At 71.2% G+C, this 18,331-nt stretch carries 21 protein-coding genes; 12 read left to right on the forward strand and 9 right to left on the reverse strand.

The features are described from left to right. The first annotated feature begins 289 nt into the window (after positions 1-289). From ACFV18_RS23465 to ACFV18_RS23475, 3 genes are all read left to right on the forward strand, one after another. A complete protein-coding gene (locus ACFV18_RS23465) occupies positions 290-709 on the forward strand; it encodes a hypothetical protein (protein ID WP_380486220.1) in 420 nt (139 codons plus the stop codon). Then, on the forward strand, positions 706-2,850 hold the full coding sequence (locus ACFV18_RS23470; protein WP_380486222.1) for a hypothetical protein: 2,145 nt from the start codon (positions 706-708) through the stop codon (positions 2,848-2,850). Before ACFV18_RS23465 ends, ACFV18_RS23470 begins: the two co-directional genes overlap by 4 nt. A gap of 89 nt (positions 2,851-2,939) precedes the next feature. After that, positions 2,940-3,638 (forward strand): hypothetical protein, encoded by a 699-nt coding sequence (locus tag ACFV18_RS23475; protein ID WP_380486224.1) that lies wholly within the window; start codon positions 2,940-2,942, stop codon positions 3,636-3,638. A 103-nt stretch (positions 3,639-3,741) separates the two neighbouring features. On the opposite strand, the gene ACFV18_RS23480 is transcribed toward ACFV18_RS23475, so the two are convergent. Continuing rightward, positions 3,742-4,101, reverse strand: coding sequence for a hypothetical protein (locus ACFV18_RS23480; protein ID WP_380486226.1), 360 nt, complete (start codon positions 4,099-4,101; stop codon positions 3,742-3,744). Positions 4,102-4,734: 633 nt separating this feature from the next. On the opposite strand from ACFV18_RS23480, the gene ACFV18_RS23485 reads away from it, so the two are divergent. Together ACFV18_RS23485 and ACFV18_RS23490 are read left to right on the forward strand one after the other, a co-directional pair. Beyond that, positions 4,735-5,067: a hypothetical protein gene (locus ACFV18_RS23485; RefSeq protein WP_380486228.1), complete on the forward strand. Its 333-nt coding sequence runs from the start codon at positions 4,735-4,737 to the stop codon at positions 5,065-5,067. A 56-nt stretch (positions 5,068-5,123) separates the two neighbouring features. Beyond that, the gene (locus ACFV18_RS23490) at positions 5,124-5,441 is read left to right on the forward strand and encodes a hypothetical protein (RefSeq protein WP_380486230.1); all 318 of its coding nucleotides are present in this window, start codon (positions 5,124-5,126) and stop codon (positions 5,439-5,441) included. 85 nt (positions 5,442-5,526) lie between these two features. Here ACFV18_RS23490 and ACFV18_RS23495 read toward each other — a convergent pair whose 3' ends face one another. Next, on the reverse strand, positions 5,527-6,408 hold the full coding sequence (locus ACFV18_RS23495; protein ID WP_380486231.1) for a M4 family metallopeptidase: 882 nt from the start codon (positions 6,406-6,408) through the stop codon (positions 5,527-5,529). Between the two features lie 401 nt (positions 6,409-6,809). On the opposite strand from ACFV18_RS23495, the gene ACFV18_RS23500 reads away from it, so the two are divergent. Continuing rightward, on the forward strand, positions 6,810-7,604 hold the full coding sequence (locus ACFV18_RS23500) for a hypothetical protein (protein WP_380486233.1): 795 nt from the start codon (positions 6,810-6,812) through the stop codon (positions 7,602-7,604). A 233-nt stretch (positions 7,605-7,837) separates the two neighbouring features. Beyond that, positions 7,838-8,257 carry a hypothetical protein gene (locus ACFV18_RS23505; RefSeq protein ID WP_380486235.1) on the forward strand — a complete coding sequence of 140 codons (420 nt, stop codon included), beginning with the start codon at positions 7,838-7,840 and terminating at the stop codon, positions 8,255-8,257. Between the two features lie 18 nt (positions 8,258-8,275). Here ACFV18_RS23505 and ACFV18_RS23510 read toward each other — a convergent pair whose 3' ends face one another. The 3 genes from ACFV18_RS23510 to ACFV18_RS23520 form a co-directional block, all read right to left on the reverse strand. Further along, entirely contained in the window at positions 8,276-8,896 is a 621-nt protein-coding gene (locus ACFV18_RS23510) for a hypothetical protein (RefSeq protein ID WP_380486237.1), read from the reverse strand. Between the two features lie 38 nt (positions 8,897-8,934). Next, complete coding sequence (locus tag ACFV18_RS23515; RefSeq protein ID WP_380486239.1) at positions 8,935-10,446, reverse strand: LCP family protein; 1,512 nt, start codon at positions 10,444-10,446, stop codon at positions 8,935-8,937. Positions 10,447-10,631: 185 nt separating this feature from the next. Beyond that, positions 10,632-10,859 carry a hypothetical protein gene (locus tag ACFV18_RS23520; protein ID WP_380486241.1) on the reverse strand — a complete coding sequence of 76 codons (228 nt, stop codon included), beginning with the start codon at positions 10,857-10,859 and terminating at the stop codon, positions 10,632-10,634. Positions 10,860-11,032: 173 nt separating this feature from the next. Between ACFV18_RS23520 and ACFV18_RS23525 the strand changes: the two genes are divergently transcribed. After that, positions 11,033-12,214 carry an ROK family transcriptional regulator gene (locus ACFV18_RS23525; protein ID WP_380486243.1) on the forward strand — a complete coding sequence of 394 codons (1,182 nt, stop codon included), beginning with the start codon at positions 11,033-11,035 and terminating at the stop codon, positions 12,212-12,214. A 161-nt stretch (positions 12,215-12,375) separates the two neighbouring features. On the opposite strand, the gene ACFV18_RS23530 is transcribed toward ACFV18_RS23525, so the two are convergent. The 3 genes from ACFV18_RS23530 to ACFV18_RS23540 all read right to left on the reverse strand — a co-directional run bounded on the left by ACFV18_RS23530 (position 12,376) and on the right by ACFV18_RS23540 (position 14,914). Beyond that, positions 12,376-13,635, reverse strand: a complete 1,260-nt coding sequence (locus ACFV18_RS23530; RefSeq protein ID WP_380486245.1) for an RNA polymerase sigma factor — start codon at positions 13,633-13,635, stop codon at positions 12,376-12,378. Positions 13,636-13,640: 5 nt separating this feature from the next. Then, positions 13,641-14,003 carry a YciI family protein gene (locus ACFV18_RS23535; protein WP_380486247.1) on the reverse strand — a complete coding sequence of 121 codons (363 nt, stop codon included), beginning with the start codon at positions 14,001-14,003 and terminating at the stop codon, positions 13,641-13,643. Between the two features lie 98 nt (positions 14,004-14,101). After that, entirely contained in the window at positions 14,102-14,914 is an 813-nt protein-coding gene (locus ACFV18_RS23540) for a GNAT family N-acetyltransferase (RefSeq protein ID WP_380486249.1), read from the reverse strand. Positions 14,915-15,008: 94 nt separating this feature from the next. Between ACFV18_RS23540 and ACFV18_RS23545 the strand changes: the two genes are divergently transcribed. From ACFV18_RS23545 to ACFV18_RS23560, 4 genes are all read left to right on the forward strand, one after another. Next, on the forward strand, positions 15,009-15,422 hold the full coding sequence (locus tag ACFV18_RS23545; protein ID WP_380486251.1) for a MerR family transcriptional regulator: 414 nt from the start codon (positions 15,009-15,011) through the stop codon (positions 15,420-15,422). A gap of 18 nt (positions 15,423-15,440) precedes the next feature. Next, entirely contained in the window at positions 15,441-15,764 is a 324-nt protein-coding gene (trxA, locus tag ACFV18_RS23550; RefSeq protein WP_380486252.1) for a thioredoxin, read from the forward strand. Between the two features lie 76 nt (positions 15,765-15,840). Further along, positions 15,841-16,263 (forward strand): MarR family winged helix-turn-helix transcriptional regulator, encoded by a 423-nt coding sequence (locus ACFV18_RS23555; protein ID WP_380486254.1) that lies wholly within the window; start codon positions 15,841-15,843, stop codon positions 16,261-16,263. A gap of 80 nt (positions 16,264-16,343) precedes the next feature. Beyond that, the gene (locus tag ACFV18_RS23560; protein ID WP_380486256.1) at positions 16,344-17,114 is read left to right on the forward strand and encodes a MerR family transcriptional regulator; all 771 of its coding nucleotides are present in this window, start codon (positions 16,344-16,346) and stop codon (positions 17,112-17,114) included. Positions 17,115-17,136: 22 nt separating this feature from the next. On the opposite strand, the gene ACFV18_RS23565 is transcribed toward ACFV18_RS23560, so the two are convergent. After that, entirely contained in the window at positions 17,137-18,153 is a 1,017-nt protein-coding gene (locus ACFV18_RS23565) for a helix-turn-helix domain-containing protein (protein WP_380486258.1), read from the reverse strand. Positions 18,154-18,331: the final 178 nt, after the last annotated feature.

Consider the following 18,331-nt stretch of genomic DNA (forward strand, 5'->3'; position numbering starts at 1 on the left):
GATTCGGCCGATCGACCAGTTCAGGCCAGGCCAATTTCGCTCCTCTGGAGTTTTGTCGTTCGGCACTCCTGGTTCCGAAACCGAGGGGCCGTCAAATGGCTCGATTGCGACGGAAGACGTGTGCCGCATCTGCCGATCGGCGGGCGTGTTGCGGCTGAGGCTCGCTAATTTCGCAGATGGGGGTCTTCTGGGCATCGCGTCATGGCCCGCCTCCGCGGCCCATGGGGCGCAGTACCGGATCGTCGTGAACGAATGTTCGAGTCAAATAGGGGGTTTCGTGTCAACACCGATGGAACTGGCCGTGGCGGCCGCTGGCGCCTTCGCGGGGGCGATGGGTACCGACGTCTGGGCATACGTGAGGCAGCAGTGTGCACAGCTGTTCCAGCGGCACGGAACGCCGGACGAGCAGACCATCCTGGTTCGGCTTGACGAGTTTCACCAGGAACTGGCTGACCTGCCCGACGAAGACCGAGAGAGCGCCATCCGGTTCTACACGGGGCGTGTGGCAAGGGCGTTGCGGCCGTTGGCGGAGCGGAGTTCCGAAGCTGAGGCCGATTTGCGACAGCTGGTCGAGGAGCTTCAGAACGATCCGCGAACGACGGGAGCCGGTGTGGTGATCAACAGCGGCCAGACGTTCAAGAACATCAAGACGGGTGGTGGCAACTTCACCGTTGTCGGGCGGGACCAGATCAAGGGGAGGAAGGCATGAACCCCTACGGAGCGCCCGGCCCGGATGCTGAAGCCGCGGCTCAGGCCCACCCTTCTGCGTTCCCTTCTAAAACCAGCCCACCGGCCGCACAGCAGTCTGCTGTCCCCGCGGAATTGCAGCCGGAGGTCGAGGAGCGGCCGGCTGTGATGGTGACGGAGAGCGAGATCGGCGGTGATGTCAACATCGCACTCCGGGACCTCTACGTCACAAAGTACGTTCAAGGACTGGCCCACCTTCGTCCCCGCCCGCTCTCCCGTGGGGACATCCTGCGTCGCGACCTGTTCGAGCCGCCCGGCGGTTTCAGGCAAGCGTCGCTCCTGCTCAAGCCGGAGCCCGGGCAGGGAAGCGCCCACCACGTCCTGGTGCTTGTCACCGAGCGCGGGACGGGCGGGCGTACGACAGCGCTGCGACTGCTGGACGACTCTCTGCCGGACGACGCTCGGCTTTTCGAGCTGCTTCCCGACTGGGAGAAAGCCGACGTCGCGCTCATCCCGGAGGAGCCGAACACCGGCTACCTGCTCAACCTTGCAGTCAGCGGTGAGTTCCTGTCAGCCAAGTTTCGAGAGCAACTCACGCAGTACGCCTCCCGTGCAAAGATCGCTGGCACTTGGCTGGTAGTACTCGTAAGCCGTGCGGCTTGGGGGATGGCAGCCGAAGCCGACGGGCGAACGGCTGTTGCCATCGCACCCGCGAGCCGGCCAAGTGCCGCGGGAGTTGTGGAACGCAGATTGCTTGCCACGCCCGCTACGGCAGACCGGGTCAAGTGGCTGAGTATGAGCGAGAGTGTCTTCTTCAATCTGCTCACCCCGGAGACCGCTCCAGGGGAAGCGGAGCGGCTCGCTGGAATCATTGCGCGTGCAACCGGCGCCGACGACGACAACGCCCGTGCTGAATACCAGAACTGGGAAGGCCTCGTCGAGCAATGGTTCAGCGGCGACGAGGACGGGGCCGCTCGGTCTCGAGCTCTGCGGATCGCGGGTGCATTCCTTGATCGCTGTTCGGCGAGGGTAGTGCTGGACGCTGCCGACCAGCTCCTCGCCATGCCGCAAGTGAACTGGCCGACGCCGGTGGGCGGCCCACTGGCCGGCCCCGACGCGAGGAGCCGCTGTGCGGACGCCGATCTCGCCTTCCGGCCAGACGGTACGGCGTCCATCAGCCAAGACCGCCCCGGGATCGACCATGCCCTGCTGCGACACGTCTGGCACACCCGTCCTCAGCTCGTTCCTGTGCTGAAGGAGTGGCTGGGCCAGATCAGTGCTACCAAGGGGATCGCCGAGCCCCACCGCGAGCGCCTGGCAGAGTCGCTGACGACACTTGCCGAGTCCGAAGGGCCGACCACCATCCTCGACCTCGTCGAGCAGTGGCTCGCCCAGGACGGACGCAAGAGCCTCGCGGTCAACGTCCTCGATGACCTCGCTGTTCATCCGGTCGTCGGGGCCGCCGTACGTGACAAGCTGCGGAACTGGGCGAAGGGCAAGACCCAAGCTGAGCGGCAGCACGCTGTGGTCGAGGTCTGTGGGCGAAAGCTTGGCAGCGACTTCCCGCACATTGCGCTCACCCGCCTGCGCTACGTCCTCGATCAACCCGCAGACGAAGCCACGGCGCGCGCGGCCCTCAACGCCTTGGCCAGCATGCTCCGCGAGCCTGCGCTCGCTGCCCAGGTGCTGAATGCGCTTGTCGACTGGATGCCAGAGCCCGAGTCTGAGGCAGTGGCCTGGGGCGCGAGCGCGATGACGTTCGTCGCGCTCCTGGACCTTGGCGGCACTGTCGGCGATGACAATGCAGAAGCTGGCGCGGCCCTGCTACTTGACCTGCTCAGTCGTGAGGGAGCTGAGGGGGAAGCCATCCGGAAGCTCCTCACTGACGGTTGGCGAGCCGCGTGGCGGAATCGAGGAAGCCGGCCCTCTGCAGCTCTCGCGCTGGACAGCTGGTGCCGGGCCGCCGAGGCAGGCAAGATCCCGGCTGCCACCCTGCGAGACGTGATCTCGGTTGTCTTCGAGGAAGAGGCTGACAGCCTCGGCGATGACCTCAACCACATCCTCGGCGGCGACAGCGAACTGCGACGTGGTCTTCGACACCAATACGCGCAGGCCATTCGCGACGCAATGGCTGCTCGTGCCCGCGCCGAGGCGCCGATCTAGTGAAGCGCTTTCGACCGTGGGGAGGTCGCTCCGGGCTGCCGCCCGAGGCGACCTCCCACGCCGACCACCTCCCACACTCGTTCACCACCATGCTGAGCAGCGCACGTGGCGGGCTTCGGTTCACCGCAGTTGTGTCGTACGGCTTCTCCGTGCCGGTCAACGTGGAGATCGCTCCCGTCCGCCCTCACGCGCTCGCTCGGTCGTTGCTGCGAGCCGAGGCCGAGCGCGTGAGCCGCACGTTTCCGCCCCTGGACACCGTCGAGGCGGAAGACGCAGTCAACGCCTCGTTGGCGGCTCCTGTCACGACAGACCCACGTCTCACGATCAGCGGCATGGTCCGGCTCGGCTTGGATGCGGAGACGACGGAGTTCGCTCGCCAGGAGGACCTCGCCGAACGCCGAATCTGGCTGGACGAGCAACGCGAGACAGCGCGGCTCATCGCGCTGCGCGAACGCCTCGCCAACGATGCTCTAGGTCTGACTTGGTGGATTGACAAGTACGCTGACCTTCAGTTCGCGACCGGAGATCCGGAGATAAAGGCAGAAGCGGTGATCAAAGCATTCACCGCGATACGAGCCGCGCTTCGGCGTGAACAGATCGAGCTCATGCCTAACCAAAGAGATGTGGTCTCGGCCAGGGTGGACGAGCTCCTGACGGCTTTGGAAGACCCGGACACGGGTGCTCGGGCTGCTGGACTTCTCGAGCAGCTGGTTCACATTCTCCACAGCGACGCTCATCAATCACCGGCCCGACCGTCACGAGCGGGCCGAGAGCCGAACCCACGATGAAGTCAGCCACTGGGCACGGTCTTCGGACCTATGATGGCCGCCGCACCGAGGGCTAATGTCGTGCGCTGGTCAGTAGCGGAGCAGGAAATCGGCAGACGGTCCCTCAGGCTGCCATGGTAGGCAGAGCTCGAAGACGCTCGCGGAACTCGCCGACGGCGGGCTCGGTTCCGTACCGCTTGAGGTGGCCCTCGAACTTGGTGAGGCGGTTGACGGCGCGGACCGAGCGGACCTTGATTTCCAGGAGGTCCAGGCCACGGCTGGCCGCGTCCAGGGCGCCGTCGAGGTTCTTGCCAGCGAGGCGGGCGGTGGCCAGGCGGCCGGAGACGGCCTGGTCGCGGGGGACGGCATGGTCGATGGAGGAGACGAGGGCGCTCGTAGCGCTCGATGACCTTGCCCTCGGTGGAGTTGAGTTGGGCGTCGCCGTACCAGGAGAGCCAACTGGTCGCCGTCGCTCCTGATCCACAGGTCGTGGGGGCGGTTGAGGGCGGAGGCGAAGGCCGGCGAGGCGGTTGCCCAGCTCGCGGCGACGGTGGCCATGGCGGCCTCGGTGATGGTGAGAAAGCCCCGCCGATCCATGTGACCCCTCCTGGCCAGTTTCCACCAGTACGGCCGCCGACGGGGTGAGCGGCCGGCGCCGGGTGTGACCGCTTCGCCGGCGCGGTCGTTGGTACGGGCATGACCGCTCGAAGTCCCGTTTCGGCGCGGGGCCAGGCCTTGCCGCCGCCGTCCTCGTCTCCATCGCGGGGCCGCTGCCGCGACCGGCTCCGGCATCGGCCGTGGCATCGGTGCGCTGTCCGGTCATGGAAGAGCCGAAGACCTGTCGGCCGGGTTCCGCGAACAGCCAGTGCCTCGGCATCGGCAGGGCCGGTGTGCAGTCCCTCATCACCTCGATCAACGTCGGCCTGCCGGAGGGCCAGGTGCAGTCGTCGAAGGCGGGGCAACTGTGCGCGGAGGGCGAGGAGAAGCCGGGCGCACCTCCGGGAGGAGATTCCGGTCCTCACCGGCCACTGCCGTCGCGGCGACCGGTCCGCACCATTGCACGCCGCCGCCGGACCACTGGCAGCGGAAACCCATTGAGAACCGGAGGAGTGCCGACATGAGCGGCGAGCCCGCGTCCGCGAACCTTCCCCTGCGCCTGCGCATCGAGCGGGTCCTCTCGCTCCCCGAGAGCGGCGTGGTTTTTTACGGGACGGTCGAGCAGGGCGTGATGACGACGGGGGCGGACGTCACCGGCACCCGCGACGGGACTTCAGTGCTGAGCACCGAAGTTCTGGCCGTCACGATCAAGAACGAGGGGCTGCCCACCAACGGGGAGCCCGGCGACATCGTGGGCCTGCGGCTCAAGGCGCCGCAGGACGACGACGGCGACACCGTCGACCTGTTCACGACGGTCAGGATCGGAGACGTCATCGGCCCCCGTGCCGACTGATCCGCCACCTGGGCCCTGGCCGGGTGATCACCGCTGACACCGCTGGAGGACACCTCATGAACGTACGACGCGCGACCGCCACCCTCCTCACTGCGATCTTCGCGGTGGGTCTGCTCACCGCCCCCGCCCGGGCCGAGGCCCGTCCCACCGCGGACCGGGCGAGTGTTCAGCGCGCGGAGACCAATGAGGAGGAGGAAGGAGGGCGGTGGCTGGAGTGCCACCCCCACAGCTTCAAGGACTGGTGTCCGCTGCTGGGGGCGGAGTGGCACATGAAGTTCTGGCAGTACTGCGACAGCATCTGGGGCAAGCAGGAGTACTGCGTGCAGACCTCGGCCCCCACCCCCACGGACGTCGCCGTGGCCCCCGGTGACTGACTGTCCTCGCCCCGCTTGACTGTTCACGCCCCCGCCGCACCTGTGGCGGGGCGGTTCCACGGGTCTGCTGACGGGGGGGGGGAGGTCAGAGGACGCCGACGGTTTTCCAGGCGGTGTTGACGGCGTCCAGTTCGGTTCCGGTGCCGTAGAGCTCTTCGGCGACGGTCGCGGTGAGCTTGGCGAAGTCGGTGAAGGTGGCCTCGTTGGAGAGCTTGCCGCCGGTGGCGGCGTCGTACCAGATTCGGCCGGCCTTCTCCCAGGCGTTGCCGCCGATGGCGGTGGCGGTGAGGTGGAAGGGGCGGTTGGGGATGCCCGAGTTGATGTGCACGCCGCCGTTGTCGCGGTAGATCGGCATGTCGTGGTAGTCGTTCGTGTGGGCCACCTGTGGGTCCTTGCCGAGCTTGTCGTCGTCGTAGGCGGTGCCGGGAGCGGCCAGTGAGCGCAGGGCCTTGCCCTTGACGCCCGGGGCGAGCATCCCCAGCCCGAGGAGCCAGTCGGCCTGGTCGGCGCTCTGGCCGAGTGCGTATTGCTTGACGAGGGAGGCGAAGACGTCGGCGATGGACACGGCGAGCGCGCCGGGGTCCTTGACGGACAGGAGTAGCGGGGCGGTGATCTGCTGGGCCAGGCCCGCCGCGACGACGTCGAGGATCTCGTGCGGGCGCAGTCGGAACAGTTCGCCGTCGCCGTCGCCGAGGACGAACCGCTCGCCGTCCCAGAAGGCGTTGGCGAACTTCTCGCGGTAGTGGACGGTCACCCGCAGCGGGCTGCCCTTGCCGTCGATGGAGTTCCTGCCGTACACCTCGCGGAAGAAGTCGAAGGTGCTGCCGAGCGCGTCGTAGACGCTGTTGACCAGTTCGTCCGTGCTCGGGTCGTCGCCCTCCGAGCGCACCAGGGTGCCGGGCAGGGTGTCCTTGTTTCCGGCGTCGTGGATTTCGCGGTGGACGGCGGGGGTGTCTTCGGTTTCCATACGATCCAGTGTCGGTAGCGGCAGGTCCGGCCGCCGTGGTTTCGGCGTTTTCCGATCTCGTGTCCTGGTTCGCGTGGTAGGGCCGGGATGGTGTGCGGGCCGGACATCGGCAGGGCGTCCGGTAGTTGACGTCATGGCACCTTGATCCGGCCTGTAAAGGAACTACAACGGATCAGCGCTGATCAGGCGGCCGGAGATGGCATATGTCCACTGTGGGGCGGGCGCGGCGAAGGCGAACAGGTCCGGCATCGGCGGCCCCGCGCCCGGGGTGCGGTGAGGTGGCTTGCGGGGCCCGGGGATTCATGCGGTCGGTTCAGAAGGAGAAGAGGGGTGATGGCACGTCAAGTAGCGGTAGGGAGACGGGAGTTCCGCTCCGGTGAGGCGATGGGTGCGCGGGGCGGGTGCCGCTGTACGGGCCCGAGTTCGCCGCCGATCCGCAGGGGTACTACGAGCGGTTGCGGCGGTTCGGGGCGGCGGCGCCGGTGGAGTTGGCGCCCGGGGTGGAGGCCACGCTGGTCACCGACTACGCGACCGCCGAGCAGGCCGCCCAGGTGCTGTTCGGTGCGGTCGGCGAACTCGTCGCGCTCAAGCGGGAGCGGCCGGGCGACGATGTGGCCAGCTGGCTGATGGGGCATCACCAGCACCTCACGGACGAGGAGATGGTCCACCAGGTGGCCCTGATGCTGGGCGCCGGGGCCGAACCGCTCGACAACCTGATCGGCAACACCCTGCACCGGCGGCTCACCGACGACTTCTACCTCAAGGGCGGCGGTCTCACCGACGAGGCGATCGACGACACTCTGTGGGACAACCCGCCGATCACCAACCTGGCGCCGCACTACCCGGTGACGGACCTGAACCTCGGTGGGCAGCGGGTGCGGGCCGGCGATCTGGTGCTGGTCGGCTTCGCCGCCGCCAACACCGGCCCGGAGCTGGTTGCGCAGCGCCAGGCCGGCAGTCGCGCCTACCTGTCGTGGAGTGCCGGGCCGCACGCCTGCCCGTCCAAGGACCCGGCGCTGCACATCACCATGACCGCGCTGGACAACCTGTTCCAGCAGCTGCCGGATCTCGAACTGGCCGTCCCGGAAGCCTCGTTGAGCTGGAGCCCGGGCCCGTTCAACCGTGCGTTGGCCGCCCTGCCGGGCCGGTTCACGCCGCGGGAGCCGACGGTGCGGGAGCCGGCGGCACGAGAGTAATGGTGCGAGAGCCAATGGCGCGGGAGCCGATGCCGCCGGTGGCGGTGGCGGTGGAACCGGCTCCGAAGCAGGAGGCGCCCGCCGGAAAGCCCGGCCGCTGGAGCCAGTTCCTCAACTGGCTGACCGGCTGAGCCGGCCGCCCACCCGTCCTCCCTTGCCCGGCGCGAACGGCCCGGCCACACTTGCCGTCGGGCCGGAGCGCCCGCTCCCGCAGCGGGTGCAGCCCCGTCCAGGTGCTTCCCCGGCTGCTCGCCGGGCCCGCGCTGGACCGCGCCGACGGGGAGATTCGCCTCCTGGCCGGGGGTGTGCTGGCGGTCGGCGACGAGCTGCACCGCCGGATGGCCGAACCGTCCGAAGGCCCGGCGGCTCGTCAACTGGCCGCCGCCTACGAGACCTTGTACGCCGCCGCGGCCTTCCTGCTGCTCTGGGAGGCCGGCCAGGTGGCCGGGCAGCTGTGGCTGCACGCCGCTCTGCGTGGCCTGCTGGTCCGCCTGCACCGCCTGCACCGCCTGCACCGCCTGGTCGACGAGCCGCCGCCGGCCCTCGGCGCGTACCCGGCCGAGGAGTCGCTGGCGGCCGAACTCCACGCCGGTGCCCCGTTGTTCCCGTTCCGGGCCGGCGCCCGGATCGGTGTGCCGACGAGTGCGGCATGACGGTGTGTGCCCCGGTCTTCAGCCGTCCGGCGGCTGTGGGCCGGTGGTGTCCGGGGCGGTCAGCAGGAAGGGGATCAGTCCGCGGTGCAGCAGGGCGGTGCGCCAGGCGGTGCGGGCGGCGGACAGGTCCTGGGTGTGCTGCGGCTGCGCGTGGGGCGCGGCGCGCTGGCGGGAGGCGCTGAGCAGCAGGCCGAGCAGGCCGATCACGGCGCTGGCGACGGCGGCGGCGACGGTGGACCAGGCGGCGGTGCGCAGCGTGTCGGCGAGCGCGGCGTGCGGGCGGGACAGGCCGATGACGGCGCCGAGCAGGAAGAACCCGGCGGCGGCGCTGCCGGTGACGATCGGCACCACCAGGGCGAGCGCGCCGAACCAGCCGGACAGCCGTTCGCCGGGTTCGGCGGCGGGGCCGGGTTCGGTGGGCGCGGTGTCGCGGAGCCGGCGGTACGTCAGGTACTCGGGTTCGGCGGCGGCCAGGATCTCCGTGGTGCGCTGCCGGGCCAGGGTGCGCAGCCGGGCGGCCCGTGGCGGGTCGGCGGCGAGTGCGGCGCGCACCGCGGGGTCGGCGAGTGCCCGACCGAGGGCGTATTCGAAGTCGGCGCGGTCCTGCTGGGTGGGGCCGTGGCCGGTGAGCGGGTTCATCGCTGCTGTCCCCCGTGGTGGTCGAGTGCCGGTCAGCCTTAGGTGAGGTCGGAGCAGGTGTCGTCGTCGGCGGAGCGCGCCTGGCTGACGCTGGTGGGGAGCGGGCCGGTGGGAAGCGGTGGTGGGGCGGCGGTGGTGCCGTTGCCGGCCGCGTAGTCGGCGCCGAGGGTGAGGGAGATGCCGGCGTGGCTGCCGGCCTGCAGGGTGGCGCCGGGGAACAGCGCGGCGACCTGCTCGGCCTTGGCCTGCTCGCCGGGCCCGTACTCGACCAGGGTGGTGGCGTGGGTGTGGGAGGCGGCGTTGGCCCGGTCGGTGACGGTGAAGCCCGAGGCCTCCAACGTCGCGGCTGCCTTGCCGGCCAGCCCGGCGGTCTCGGTGCCGTTGTGGACGGCGACCTTGATTCCGGTGCCGTCGACCTTGGCCGGTGCGGTGCTTTGGCCGGGCGCGGCGGTGGGGCTGTCGGCGGGTGCGGGGCCGGCCGAGGCGTCCTGGCCGTCCAGGGTGCGGTCGGCCTTGAGCGCGGCCCACAGCTGGTCGGCGTCGGGGTGCACCAGGGCGACCCGTTCGCCCTGGTAGCGCCACGGCACGGTGAGGAATTTGATGTCGTGCAGGTCGATGTCCTTGAGGGACATGGCGAAGTCGACGAGTTTCTGTGCCGAGCCGAGGCTCTCGTCCACGGTGAGCGACTTGGTGACGGCGTCGGCCAGTGGCAGCAGCGTGACGGGGTTCATGCCCTGCGACTTGACCTGCTTGATCAGTGAGGAGAGGAAGGCCTGTTGGCGTTTGGTGCGTCCGATGTCGGAGCCGTCGCCGAGGCCGTGCCGGATCCGGACGTAGTCGAGGGCGGCCTGGCCGGAGATCTTCTGGTGGCCCTGTTCGAAGAGCAGCTTGCCGCGGTGTCCGAGGTTCGGGTTGAGGTCGCCCTCGTACACCGGCTTGGGCAGGCAGACGTCGACGCCGCCGACGGCGGAGGTCATGTCGGCGAAGCCCTGGAAGTTGATCACCATGGTGTGGTCGATGCGCAGGCCGGTGAGCTTCTCCACGGTGTTCTGGGTGCAGGCGGGGTTGCCCTGTTCGGTGTTGCCGACCGAGAAGGCGCTGTTGAACATGGCGCCGGCCTGCGGCTTGGTCCAGTTCTTGTTGGGCAGCAGGCAGGACGGGATGGCGACCAGCGAGTCGCGCGGGATGGAGACGCCGACGGCGTGTTTGTGGTCGGCGTAGACGTGCAGCAGGATCGCGGTGTCCGAGCGGGCGCCGCCGTCATCGCCGCCACCGAGGTCCCGGTTGCTGCCGGAGCGTGAGTCGGAGCCGATCAGCAGCAGGTTGACCGGGACGCGGCCCTGGGCGTCGGCGCTGGCGGCGTCCGGGCGGTCCTTGCTGATGCCGTCGCTGCCGAAGGTGCTCAGGTTGCCGTTGAGCCGGTAGTAGACCAGGCCGCCCGCGGTGACGGCGAGCGCGGCGATGCCGGCGGTGGTCCACAGGGCGATCCGGCGGACCTTGCGGCCGCGGCTGGATCCGGTCTTCGGGCCCCCCGCCCTGCGTGCAGACATGACGCACCCTTCCCCGTCGTGGCCGGTGGAGCGCCGACCCGAACTTCTACAGAGCTGTAGAGGTTCAGCGAAGCATACAAATTCGGTCCGGTGAAGTCACACCCGTCCCGCTGTGCGCTCCGGCGGGGGAAAGTGCGATCCCCCGGCGGCCGGTGGCCGTCGGGGGATCAGCGGGCGGGGGAGGGTCAGTGTGTGCGCAGCAGGGCGAGGTGGACGACGGTGACCCGGGCAAGGTCCAGGGCGGCGCCGCGGCGGTGGCGGCGGGCCTCGGCGGACTCGGCGCGTTCGATGGCGGTGCGGCGGGCGTCGTCCTCGGCGGGGGCGTCCACGATGAACAGGTGGCTGCCGGAGCGCACTTCGTTGGCGTGCGGGATCTCGACGCGCCAGCGGTGACGGTTGTGAGTGGCGTCCATCGGCCTTCCTCTCCCGGCGGGACCTCCGTGCCGGTACCTGAGGAGGCTTTCTCGGGCGGCAGGGGTTCTTAGACCATAGGTATAGGCCAATTCCTCCGTCAAGAGGACAAGTTGTCCATCAAATAATCCGTTCAACGGTGTATATCCGGTCGCTGTCCGCTACCGTTCCGGGCATGACCGCCCCCGCCCACCCGGCACCCTCGGCCCGCCGCCTGCGCACCCGGGCCACCCTGCTCGCCGTCCTCGGCGAACACGGCACGCTCAGCCGCGCCGAAATCAGCCGGCTCACCGGGCTCTCCCGCTCCGCCGTCAGCAGCGCCGTCACCGACCTGATCGACGAAGGACTCGCCGGCGAAACCGCCGCCACCACCCCCGCCGGACGCGGCCGCCGCGCCGCCGCCGTCACCCTGCGCCGCGCCCACGCCCTCGTCCTCGCCCTCGACTTCGGGCACACCCACGTCACCGCCGCCGTCGCCGACACCACCGGTACCGTCCTCGGCGAGGCCACCGCCCAGCTCGACGTCGACAACCACCCCCACGGGGTCCTGGACGCCGCCCGCACCCTCGCCGACCGGGCACTCGCCGCCGCCGGCCACCCCCTGGACGCGATCACCGCCGTCGCCGCCGGCATCCCCGGCGCCCTCGACACCCGCACCAACGTGGTCCGCGCCCCCTCCACTCTCTCCCAGTGGATCGGCATGGACCCCGCCGCCGAACTCGGTCGGCTCTTCGGCCTCCCCGTCACCGTCGGCAACGACGCCGAGATGGGCGCCCGCGGCGAACGCGCCCACAGCGGCGGACACGCCATCAACGACCTGATCTACGTCAAGGCCTCCACCGGCATCGGCGCCGGACTGCTGCTCGACGGCCGCATCTACCGCGGCGCCAGCGGCATCTCCGGCGAGATCGGGCACATCCAGCTCCCCGACACCGGCACCTGGTGCCGCTGCGGCAACCGCGGCTGCCTGGAGTCCGTCGCCTCCGTCGTCGAGGTCCGCCGCCGCCTGGCCCACGTCCTCGCCCCCGGCGCCCGTCCCGGCGAGAGCGTCGAACTGCCGCCGCTCGGCGAGCTCACCGACACCCCCGCCGCCGCCCGCGTCCTCGGCGAGGCCGGCCGCACCATCGGACGCGTCCTCGCCGACCTGGTCAACTGCCTCAACCCCGCCGCCATCGTGATCGGCGGCGAACTCGGCCTGGCCGGACAGCCGTTGATCAACGGCGTGCGCGAATCCGTGGACCGCTACGCCCAGCCCGCCGTCGCCGAGGCCGTCGAAATCCGCGCCAGCCGGCTCGGACTGCGCTCCGAGCTGTACGGAGCGATCGACGCCGCGGTGGCCACCGCCGTCGGAGCCTAGGGTCTGTCCGGCCGATCTTGCCGGGCGCGCGCCGCCGGATCATCCCGGCTGGAAGCACCGGCAAACCATCCAAGTACACCCAGTACGAGGACGGTTCGCCGGCACTCCCAGCCGGGCGCCCGACAACGCACGCTGATCCGACAAGATCGACCGGACAGACCCTAGGGCCGGACGCCCTGGAACAACGATCGCGCCCGCTCCGCCAGGAAGCGCCGCTCCGGCAGGCTCGGCGCCAGCGCGGACGCCCGGCGGAACACCTCCGCCGCCAAGTCCGCCTCGCCGGTGCGGGCCAGCAGCTCGGCCCGGACCGCCAGGAAGCGGTGGTGCCGGCCGAGCACCGGCTCCAGCACGTTCAGTTCCTTCAGCGCGAGCTCCGCGCCGTGCACCTCCGCCAGCGCCACCAGCCGGCCCAGCTCCGGCATCGGACCGGGCGCCACCCGGACCAGCAGGTCGTACAGGGCCAGGATCTGCGGCCAGTCGGTGGCCGCCACGTCCGGTGCCTCGTCGTGCAGCGCCGCGATCGCCGCCTGCAACTGGTACGGGCCCACCCGGCCGTGCGGCAGCGCCCGCTCCACCAGCGCCACGCCCTCGGCGATCGCCGCCCCGTCCCAGCGGGTCCGGTCCTGTTCGGCCAGCGGCACCAGCTCCCCGCCCGGACCCGTCCGCGACGGCCGCCGGGCATCGGTGAGCAGCATCAGCGCCAGCAGGCCCATCACCTCCGCGTCGGCGGGCAGCGACCGGTGCAGCAGCCTGGTCAGCCGGATCGCCTCGTCGGACAGCCGAGGGGTGGTCAGGTCCTCGCCGGAGGTGGCGGTGTAGCCCTCGTTGAACACCAGGTACAGCACCTGCAGCACCTCGCGCAGCCGCTCCACCGCCTCGCCCGGCTCCGGCAGCACGAACCGCAGGCCCGAGGCCCGGATGGTCTGCTTCGCCCGGCTGATCCGCTGCGCCATCGTCGCCTCCGGCACCAGGAACGCCGCCGCGATCTGCGCGGTGCTCAGACCACCGACGGCGCGCAGGGTCAGCGCGATCCGGCTCGGCGCGGTCAGCGCGGGGTGACAGCACAGGAACAGCAGCGCCAAGGAGTCGTCCCGGTCGGCGGCGGGGTCGGCGTCCGCCGCCCGGCCGAGCAGTTCCGACTGCGGCGTGGCCAGGAACAGCCGCTCCTCGCGCTCGCGCCGGGCCCGGTCCGCGCGCACCAGGTCCACCAGCCGACGGGTGGCCACCGTCACCAGCCAGCCGCGCGGGTTCGCCGGCCGGCCCTGCTGCGGCCACTGCGTCGCGGCCGCCAGCAGTGCCTCCTGCACCGCGTCCTCGCAGCTGTCGAAGGCGCCGGGGTGGCGGTGCAGCAGCACCCCCAGGACCTGCGGCGCGAGGTCGCGCAGCAGGTCCTGGTCGGCGGGTGCCCGGTCGGCCGGCACGCGGGTCAGTCCGCCATCGGCGTCTCGTGCAGGATCGGCCACAGCTCCACCGGTTCCTGGTCCGCCCACGGCATGTCGGCGGCGATCTCCAGCGCCCGCTGCTCGCTCTCGCAGTCCAGCAGGTAGAAGCTCGCCATGTACTCCTTGGTCTCCAGGTACGGCCCGTCGCTCACGGCGGGCAGCCCGTCCTGGCGGCGCACCAGCCGGCTGGCGGCCGCGTCGCCCAGGCCGTACGCGCCGATCAGCTCGCCGCTCTCGCGGTAGCGCTGGTTGAACGCGTCCTGCTGGGCGATCGCCGCCGTCCACTCCTCGGCCGAGATGGACGCCCACTTCTCCTGGTTGCCGTAGGTCATCAGCAGATACTTCACGGGGACCACGTCCTTCGTGCTCGGTGGGTGCTTGCGTCCACTGGTCGGAGCAGGGCCGGCGTCTCTCTACACGCGGGGCTGCCCTGTCGGGGGCCGCCCTACTGCGGGGCGGAGGCCGGCGGGGTCCAGACGTACGGCGTGGTGGTGGTGACGGCGTGCATGCCGAGGCGGCGCAGGATCGGGGTGCTGTCGGGGGAGGCGTCGACCTGGAGGTAGCGAATGCCGTGGTCGAGGGCCCAGCGGGCACGGTGGGCGACCAGCGAGCGGTAGATGCCGCGGCCGCGCCAGGCGGCCAGCGTGGAACCGCCCCACAGCCCGCCGAACTCGCTGCCGGGGGTGCGGGTCAGCCAGGCGGCGGAGACCACCTCGGGGGTGGGGGTGTCGGTCTCGGCGACCACCACCAGGAAGCCCTCGGGGTCGGCGGCGGCGTTCTCGGTCAGGTCGCCGACCAGCCAGCTCCAGTCCTGGCCCCAGACCTCGCTCTGCAGCGCGGCGATCCGCCGCATGTCGGTGCGGGCGGTGACCCGGCGCAGCGTGATGCCCTCGGGGGCGGGGGTGGGGGTGGCGAGTTCGGCGGCCAGGCCGATCAGGACGGTCTCCGGCTCCTCGGCGACGAAGCCGGCCGCGGTCAGCCGCTCCGGCAGGTCGGCGGGCAGGTCGTGGCCGCGGGTCTTCCACTCGACGCTCTCGCCGCGGGCGGCGAAGAAGTCCCGCTGGCGGGCGATCAGCGCGTCGAGCTCGGCGCCGCGCAGGCCGAGGTCGGCGGCGGGCGAGGTGAGGAAGCCGCGGAAGCCGCCGCACTTGCGCAGCAGCGGCCCGTCGGCGTCCCGGATCTCGCCGTCGCGGGCGGGGCCGAGGCCGCGCATGTGCTCGTCGTAGGCCGCGAGCAGGGCCGTGGTCAGGTCGGTCACCAGGCGAGGGTAAACGATCTTGGCGGGCGCTTTCCGGCAATTCACGTGAACACCACTGGCGTTGACGCCGGGGTGAAGGTCTAGCGTCGGGGCCATGCGGATCGGCGAGCTGGCACAGCGGGCGGGGACCACCACCAGGACGCTGCGGTACTACGAGTCGCGGGGGCTGCTGCCCGCGCGGCGCGGGGGGAACGGGTACCGGGCGTACGACGAGGAGGACCTGCGGCTGCTGCGGCAGATCCGGGTGCTGCAGGACTTCGGGTTCGAGCTGGAGGAGACCCGGCCGTTCGTGGAGTGCCTGCGGGCCGGGCATCCGGCCGGCGACTCCTGCCCGGCCTCGCTGGAGGTCTACCGGGCGAAGCTGGCCGAACTGGACGCCATGGTGGCCCGGTTGAGCGAGGTCCGGGAGCAGGTGGCGACCCAGTTGGCCCAGGCCGAGGCGGCGCGCGACGCGCTGGCCGCAGTGGACCGGGAGCCGCGCTGCGAGCTGGTCCGCGACCACGACTGAACGACGAGAGGGGATCCGATGAGTGGCGTGCAGGTGGTGACCGACCAGGACTTCGCGAGCGAGGTGCTGGCGGCGAAGGGCACCGTACTGGTGAAGTTCACCGCCGACTGGTGCCCGCCGTGCCGGCAGCTGGCGCCGGTCCTGGCAGAGGTCGCCGAGGAGCAGGCGGACAAGCTGAAGATCGTCCAGTTGGACGTGGACCGCAACCCCGAGACCCAGGCCGCGTACGGCGTCCTGTCGATGCCGACGCTGATGGTCTTCCGGGGCGGTGAGCCGATCCGTTCCCTGGTCGGCGCCCGGGCCAAGGCCCGGCTGCTGCGGGAGCTGGACGATCTGCTGTAGGCCCCGGCCGGTCGGCGCGGGCGGGCGGGTGCCCCTACGGTGGGTCGCAACACCGCACGACGAAGGAGCCACCGCCATGCCCGACCGCGACGCCGCGCTGGAGACCATTCAGCGCGAGCTCACCGCGTTCGCCCGCCGGGCCCGCCACAAGGCAGCCCAGCTGCACCCCGAGCTCTCGCTGGTCACGTACAGCATGCTCGACCTGGTCAAGGAACGCGGCTCCTGCCGGGCGGCGGACCTGGCGGCGCACTTCATGCTCGACAAGTCCACCGTGAGCCGCCAGGTCGGCGCGCTGGAGCGGCTCGGGCTGCTGGGCCGCCAGGCCGACCCGGACGACCAGCGCGGGCAGCTGCTGCACCTGACCGACGCCGGCGAGCAGCTGCTGGCGGAGGCGCACGAGCAGCGGCGGCGGGCCTTCACCGACCGTTTCACCTCCTGGGACGACGAGGACCTGGACCGGTTCGCCGGCTACCTGGTCCGCTACAGCGCGTCCGAATGACCGCCCGGCCGGGCCGACTTGACCCTCACGCGACGTGAGGCCGGAGGCTGGTTCGCAGCGGGAAGGAAGGAGACGGCGCGATGAGCGGATACACGGTGGGAAAGCTCGCCCACCTCGCCGGAGTGACCGTGCGCACCCTGCACCACTACGACGAGATCGGGCTGCTGTCGCCCAGCGGCCGCACCCCGGCCGGCTACCGGCGGTACAACGACGCCGAGCTGGACCGGCTGCAGCAGATCCTGTTCTATCGCGAGCTCGGCTTCCCGCTGGAGGAGATCGCGGCGATCCTGGACGACCGCTCGGTCAGCCCGACCGAGCACCTGCGCCGGCAGCGCGAGCTGATCGGCGACCGGATCAGGAAGTTGGAGGACCTCGCCGCGGCGGTCGAACGAGCGATGGAGGCAAGGACGTTGGGCATTCAGCTGACCCCGGAGGAGAAGTTCGAGGTGTTCGGCAAGGACTACCAGGAGAGCTGGGAGGACGAGGCCGAGCAGCGCTGGGGCGACACCGACGCCTGGAAGCAGTCCCAGCAGAGGACCTCGAAGTACACCAAGGCGGACTGGGAGCGGATCAAGGAGGAGACCGACGCCATCAACGACGCCCTGGTGGCGGCGTTCACGGCCGGCGCGGCCCCCGACAGCCCGGAGGCGATGGACGCCGCCGAACGGCACCGCGAGCACATCGGCCTGAACTTCTACGAGTGCGCCCCGCAGATGCACCGCTGCCTCGGCGACATGTACGTCGCCGACCCGCGGTTCACCGCCACCTACGAGCAGCTCGCCCCGGGCCTCGCCGGGTGGCTGCGGGACGCGATCCACGCCAACGCCGACCGGCGCGAGCAGCAGTCCTGACGCGCGGTCGGAGGGCGGGCCGTCAGGCGGCCCGGCCGAAGGTGCGCCGGTAGGCGGTGGGCGAGGTGCGCATGGTGCGGCCGAAGTGGTGGCGGAACGTCGCCGCCGATTCGAAGCCCACCGCCGCGGCGATCTCCTCGACGCTGCCTTCCGGCGACTCCAGCAGCGGCAGGCTGGCCGCGATCCGCTGGATCGCCACCCACCGCATCGGGCTGACCCCGTTGCGGGCGGTGAAGTGCCGCAGGTACGAGCGGTCGGACATGCCGGCCGCCCTGGCCAGCAGCGGTACGGTCAGCGGCCGGGCGAGGTGGTCCAGCGCCCAGCGCATCGACCGGGCCACCCCGTCCTCGGGCTCGTCCACCGGCCGCACCGCGGCTTCGACGTACTGCGCCTGCCCGCCGTCCCGGTGCGGCGGGGCGACGAAGCGGCGGGCGACCGTGTTGGCGACCTTGGCGCCGTGGTCCTGCCGGACCAGGTGCAGGCACAGGTCGATGCCGGCGGCGCTGCCCGCGCTGGTCAGTACCTGGCCGTTGTCCACGTACAGCACGTCCGGGTCGACCCGGACGGCCGGGTGGCGGCGGCGCAGTTCCTCGGCCCACCGCCAGTGCGTGGTGGCGGGCAGGCCGTCGAGCAGACCGGCCGCGGCCAGCGCGAAGGCGCCGGAGCAGATCGACACCACCCGGGCGCCGCGGGCGTGCGCGGTGCGCAGCGCGGCGACCACGGCGGGCGGCACCTGCCCGTACGGGTCGGGCACTCCGACCACCACGGCGGTGTCGGCGGCGGCGAGTTCCTCCAGGCCGTGCCGGGGCGTCAGGGTGAAGCCGCCGACCGCCTCCAGCGGGTGCCCGGGCCGCTCCGCGCACACCCGCACGTCGTACCAGGGGGCGGCCAGCAGTCCGGCGAGTTCGGGGCGGGCGAGGGCGAACACCTCGACCACCACCCCGAGTTCGAACGGGGCCATGCCCGCGAAGGCGTACACCGCGACGGTGTGCACGGGCGCCGGGCGCTTTCCGATGGTGACGGGTACGGGCTCGGCCATGTGGTGCTCCAGGTGCGGCCGGTGGCGGGACGCGGCGAGTGTAGCGGCCCGCGCCGCCGTCGTGCCGCGCGCCGGGCCGGGGCGGACCGGGTGCGTACGGGCGGTGCCGCAGGCTGACCGGACGGGGGCGGAAAACCTTTGGAACTGAGCGGCGACCGCCCGCGAGTATGGGGGTGTC

Source organism: Kitasatospora sp. NPDC059673, from assembly GCF_042734215.1.
In the GTDB taxonomy this organism is placed as follows: Bacteria; Actinomycetota; Actinomycetes; order Streptomycetales; family Streptomycetaceae; genus Kitasatospora.

Bases quoted from the DNA above. Each gene is read 5' to 3' on its own strand.
- ACFV18_RS23510 (WP_380486237.1), bottom strand. From the start codon at position 8,896: ATGAACCCGCTCACCGGCCACGGCCCCACCCAGCAGGACCGCGCCGAC.
- ACFV18_RS23520 (WP_380486241.1), bottom strand. From the start codon at position 10,859: ATGGACGCCACTCACAACCGTCACCGCTGGCGCGTCGAGATCCCGCAC.
- ACFV18_RS23475 (WP_380486224.1), top strand. From the start codon at position 2,940: ATGCTGAGCAGCGCACGTGGCGGGCTTCGGTTCACCGCAGTTGTGTCG.
- ACFV18_RS23490 (WP_380486230.1), top strand. From the start codon at position 5,124: ATGAACGTACGACGCGCGACCGCCACCCTCCTCACTGCGATCTTCGCG.
- trxA (WP_380486252.1), top strand. From the start codon at position 15,441: ATGAGTGGCGTGCAGGTGGTGACCGACCAGGACTTCGCGAGCGAGGTG.
- ACFV18_RS23525 (WP_380486243.1), top strand. From the start codon at position 11,033: ATGACCGCCCCCGCCCACCCGGCACCCTCGGCCCGCCGCCTGCGCACC.
- ACFV18_RS23545 (WP_380486251.1), top strand. From the start codon at position 15,009: ATGCGGATCGGCGAGCTGGCACAGCGGGCGGGGACCACCACCAGGACG.
- ACFV18_RS23515 (WP_380486239.1), bottom strand. From the start codon at position 10,446: ATGTCTGCACGCAGGGCGGGGGGCCCGAAGACCGGATCCAGCCGCGGC.
- ACFV18_RS23465 (WP_380486220.1), top strand. From the start codon at position 290: ATGGAACTGGCCGTGGCGGCCGCTGGCGCCTTCGCGGGGGCGATGGGT.
- ACFV18_RS23555 (WP_380486254.1), top strand. From the start codon at position 15,841: ATGCCCGACCGCGACGCCGCGCTGGAGACCATTCAGCGCGAGCTCACC.
- ACFV18_RS23565 (WP_380486258.1), bottom strand. From the start codon at position 18,153: ATGGCCGAGCCCGTACCCGTCACCATCGGAAAGCGCCCGGCGCCCGTG.
- ACFV18_RS23485 (WP_380486228.1), top strand. From the start codon at position 4,735: ATGAGCGGCGAGCCCGCGTCCGCGAACCTTCCCCTGCGCCTGCGCATC.
- ACFV18_RS23560 (WP_380486256.1), top strand. From the start codon at position 16,344: ATGAGCGGATACACGGTGGGAAAGCTCGCCCACCTCGCCGGAGTGACC.
- ACFV18_RS23470 (WP_380486222.1), top strand. From the start codon at position 706: ATGAACCCCTACGGAGCGCCCGGCCCGGATGCTGAAGCCGCGGCTCAG.
- ACFV18_RS23495 (WP_380486231.1), bottom strand. From the start codon at position 6,408: ATGGAAACCGAAGACACCCCCGCCGTCCACCGCGAAATCCACGACGCC.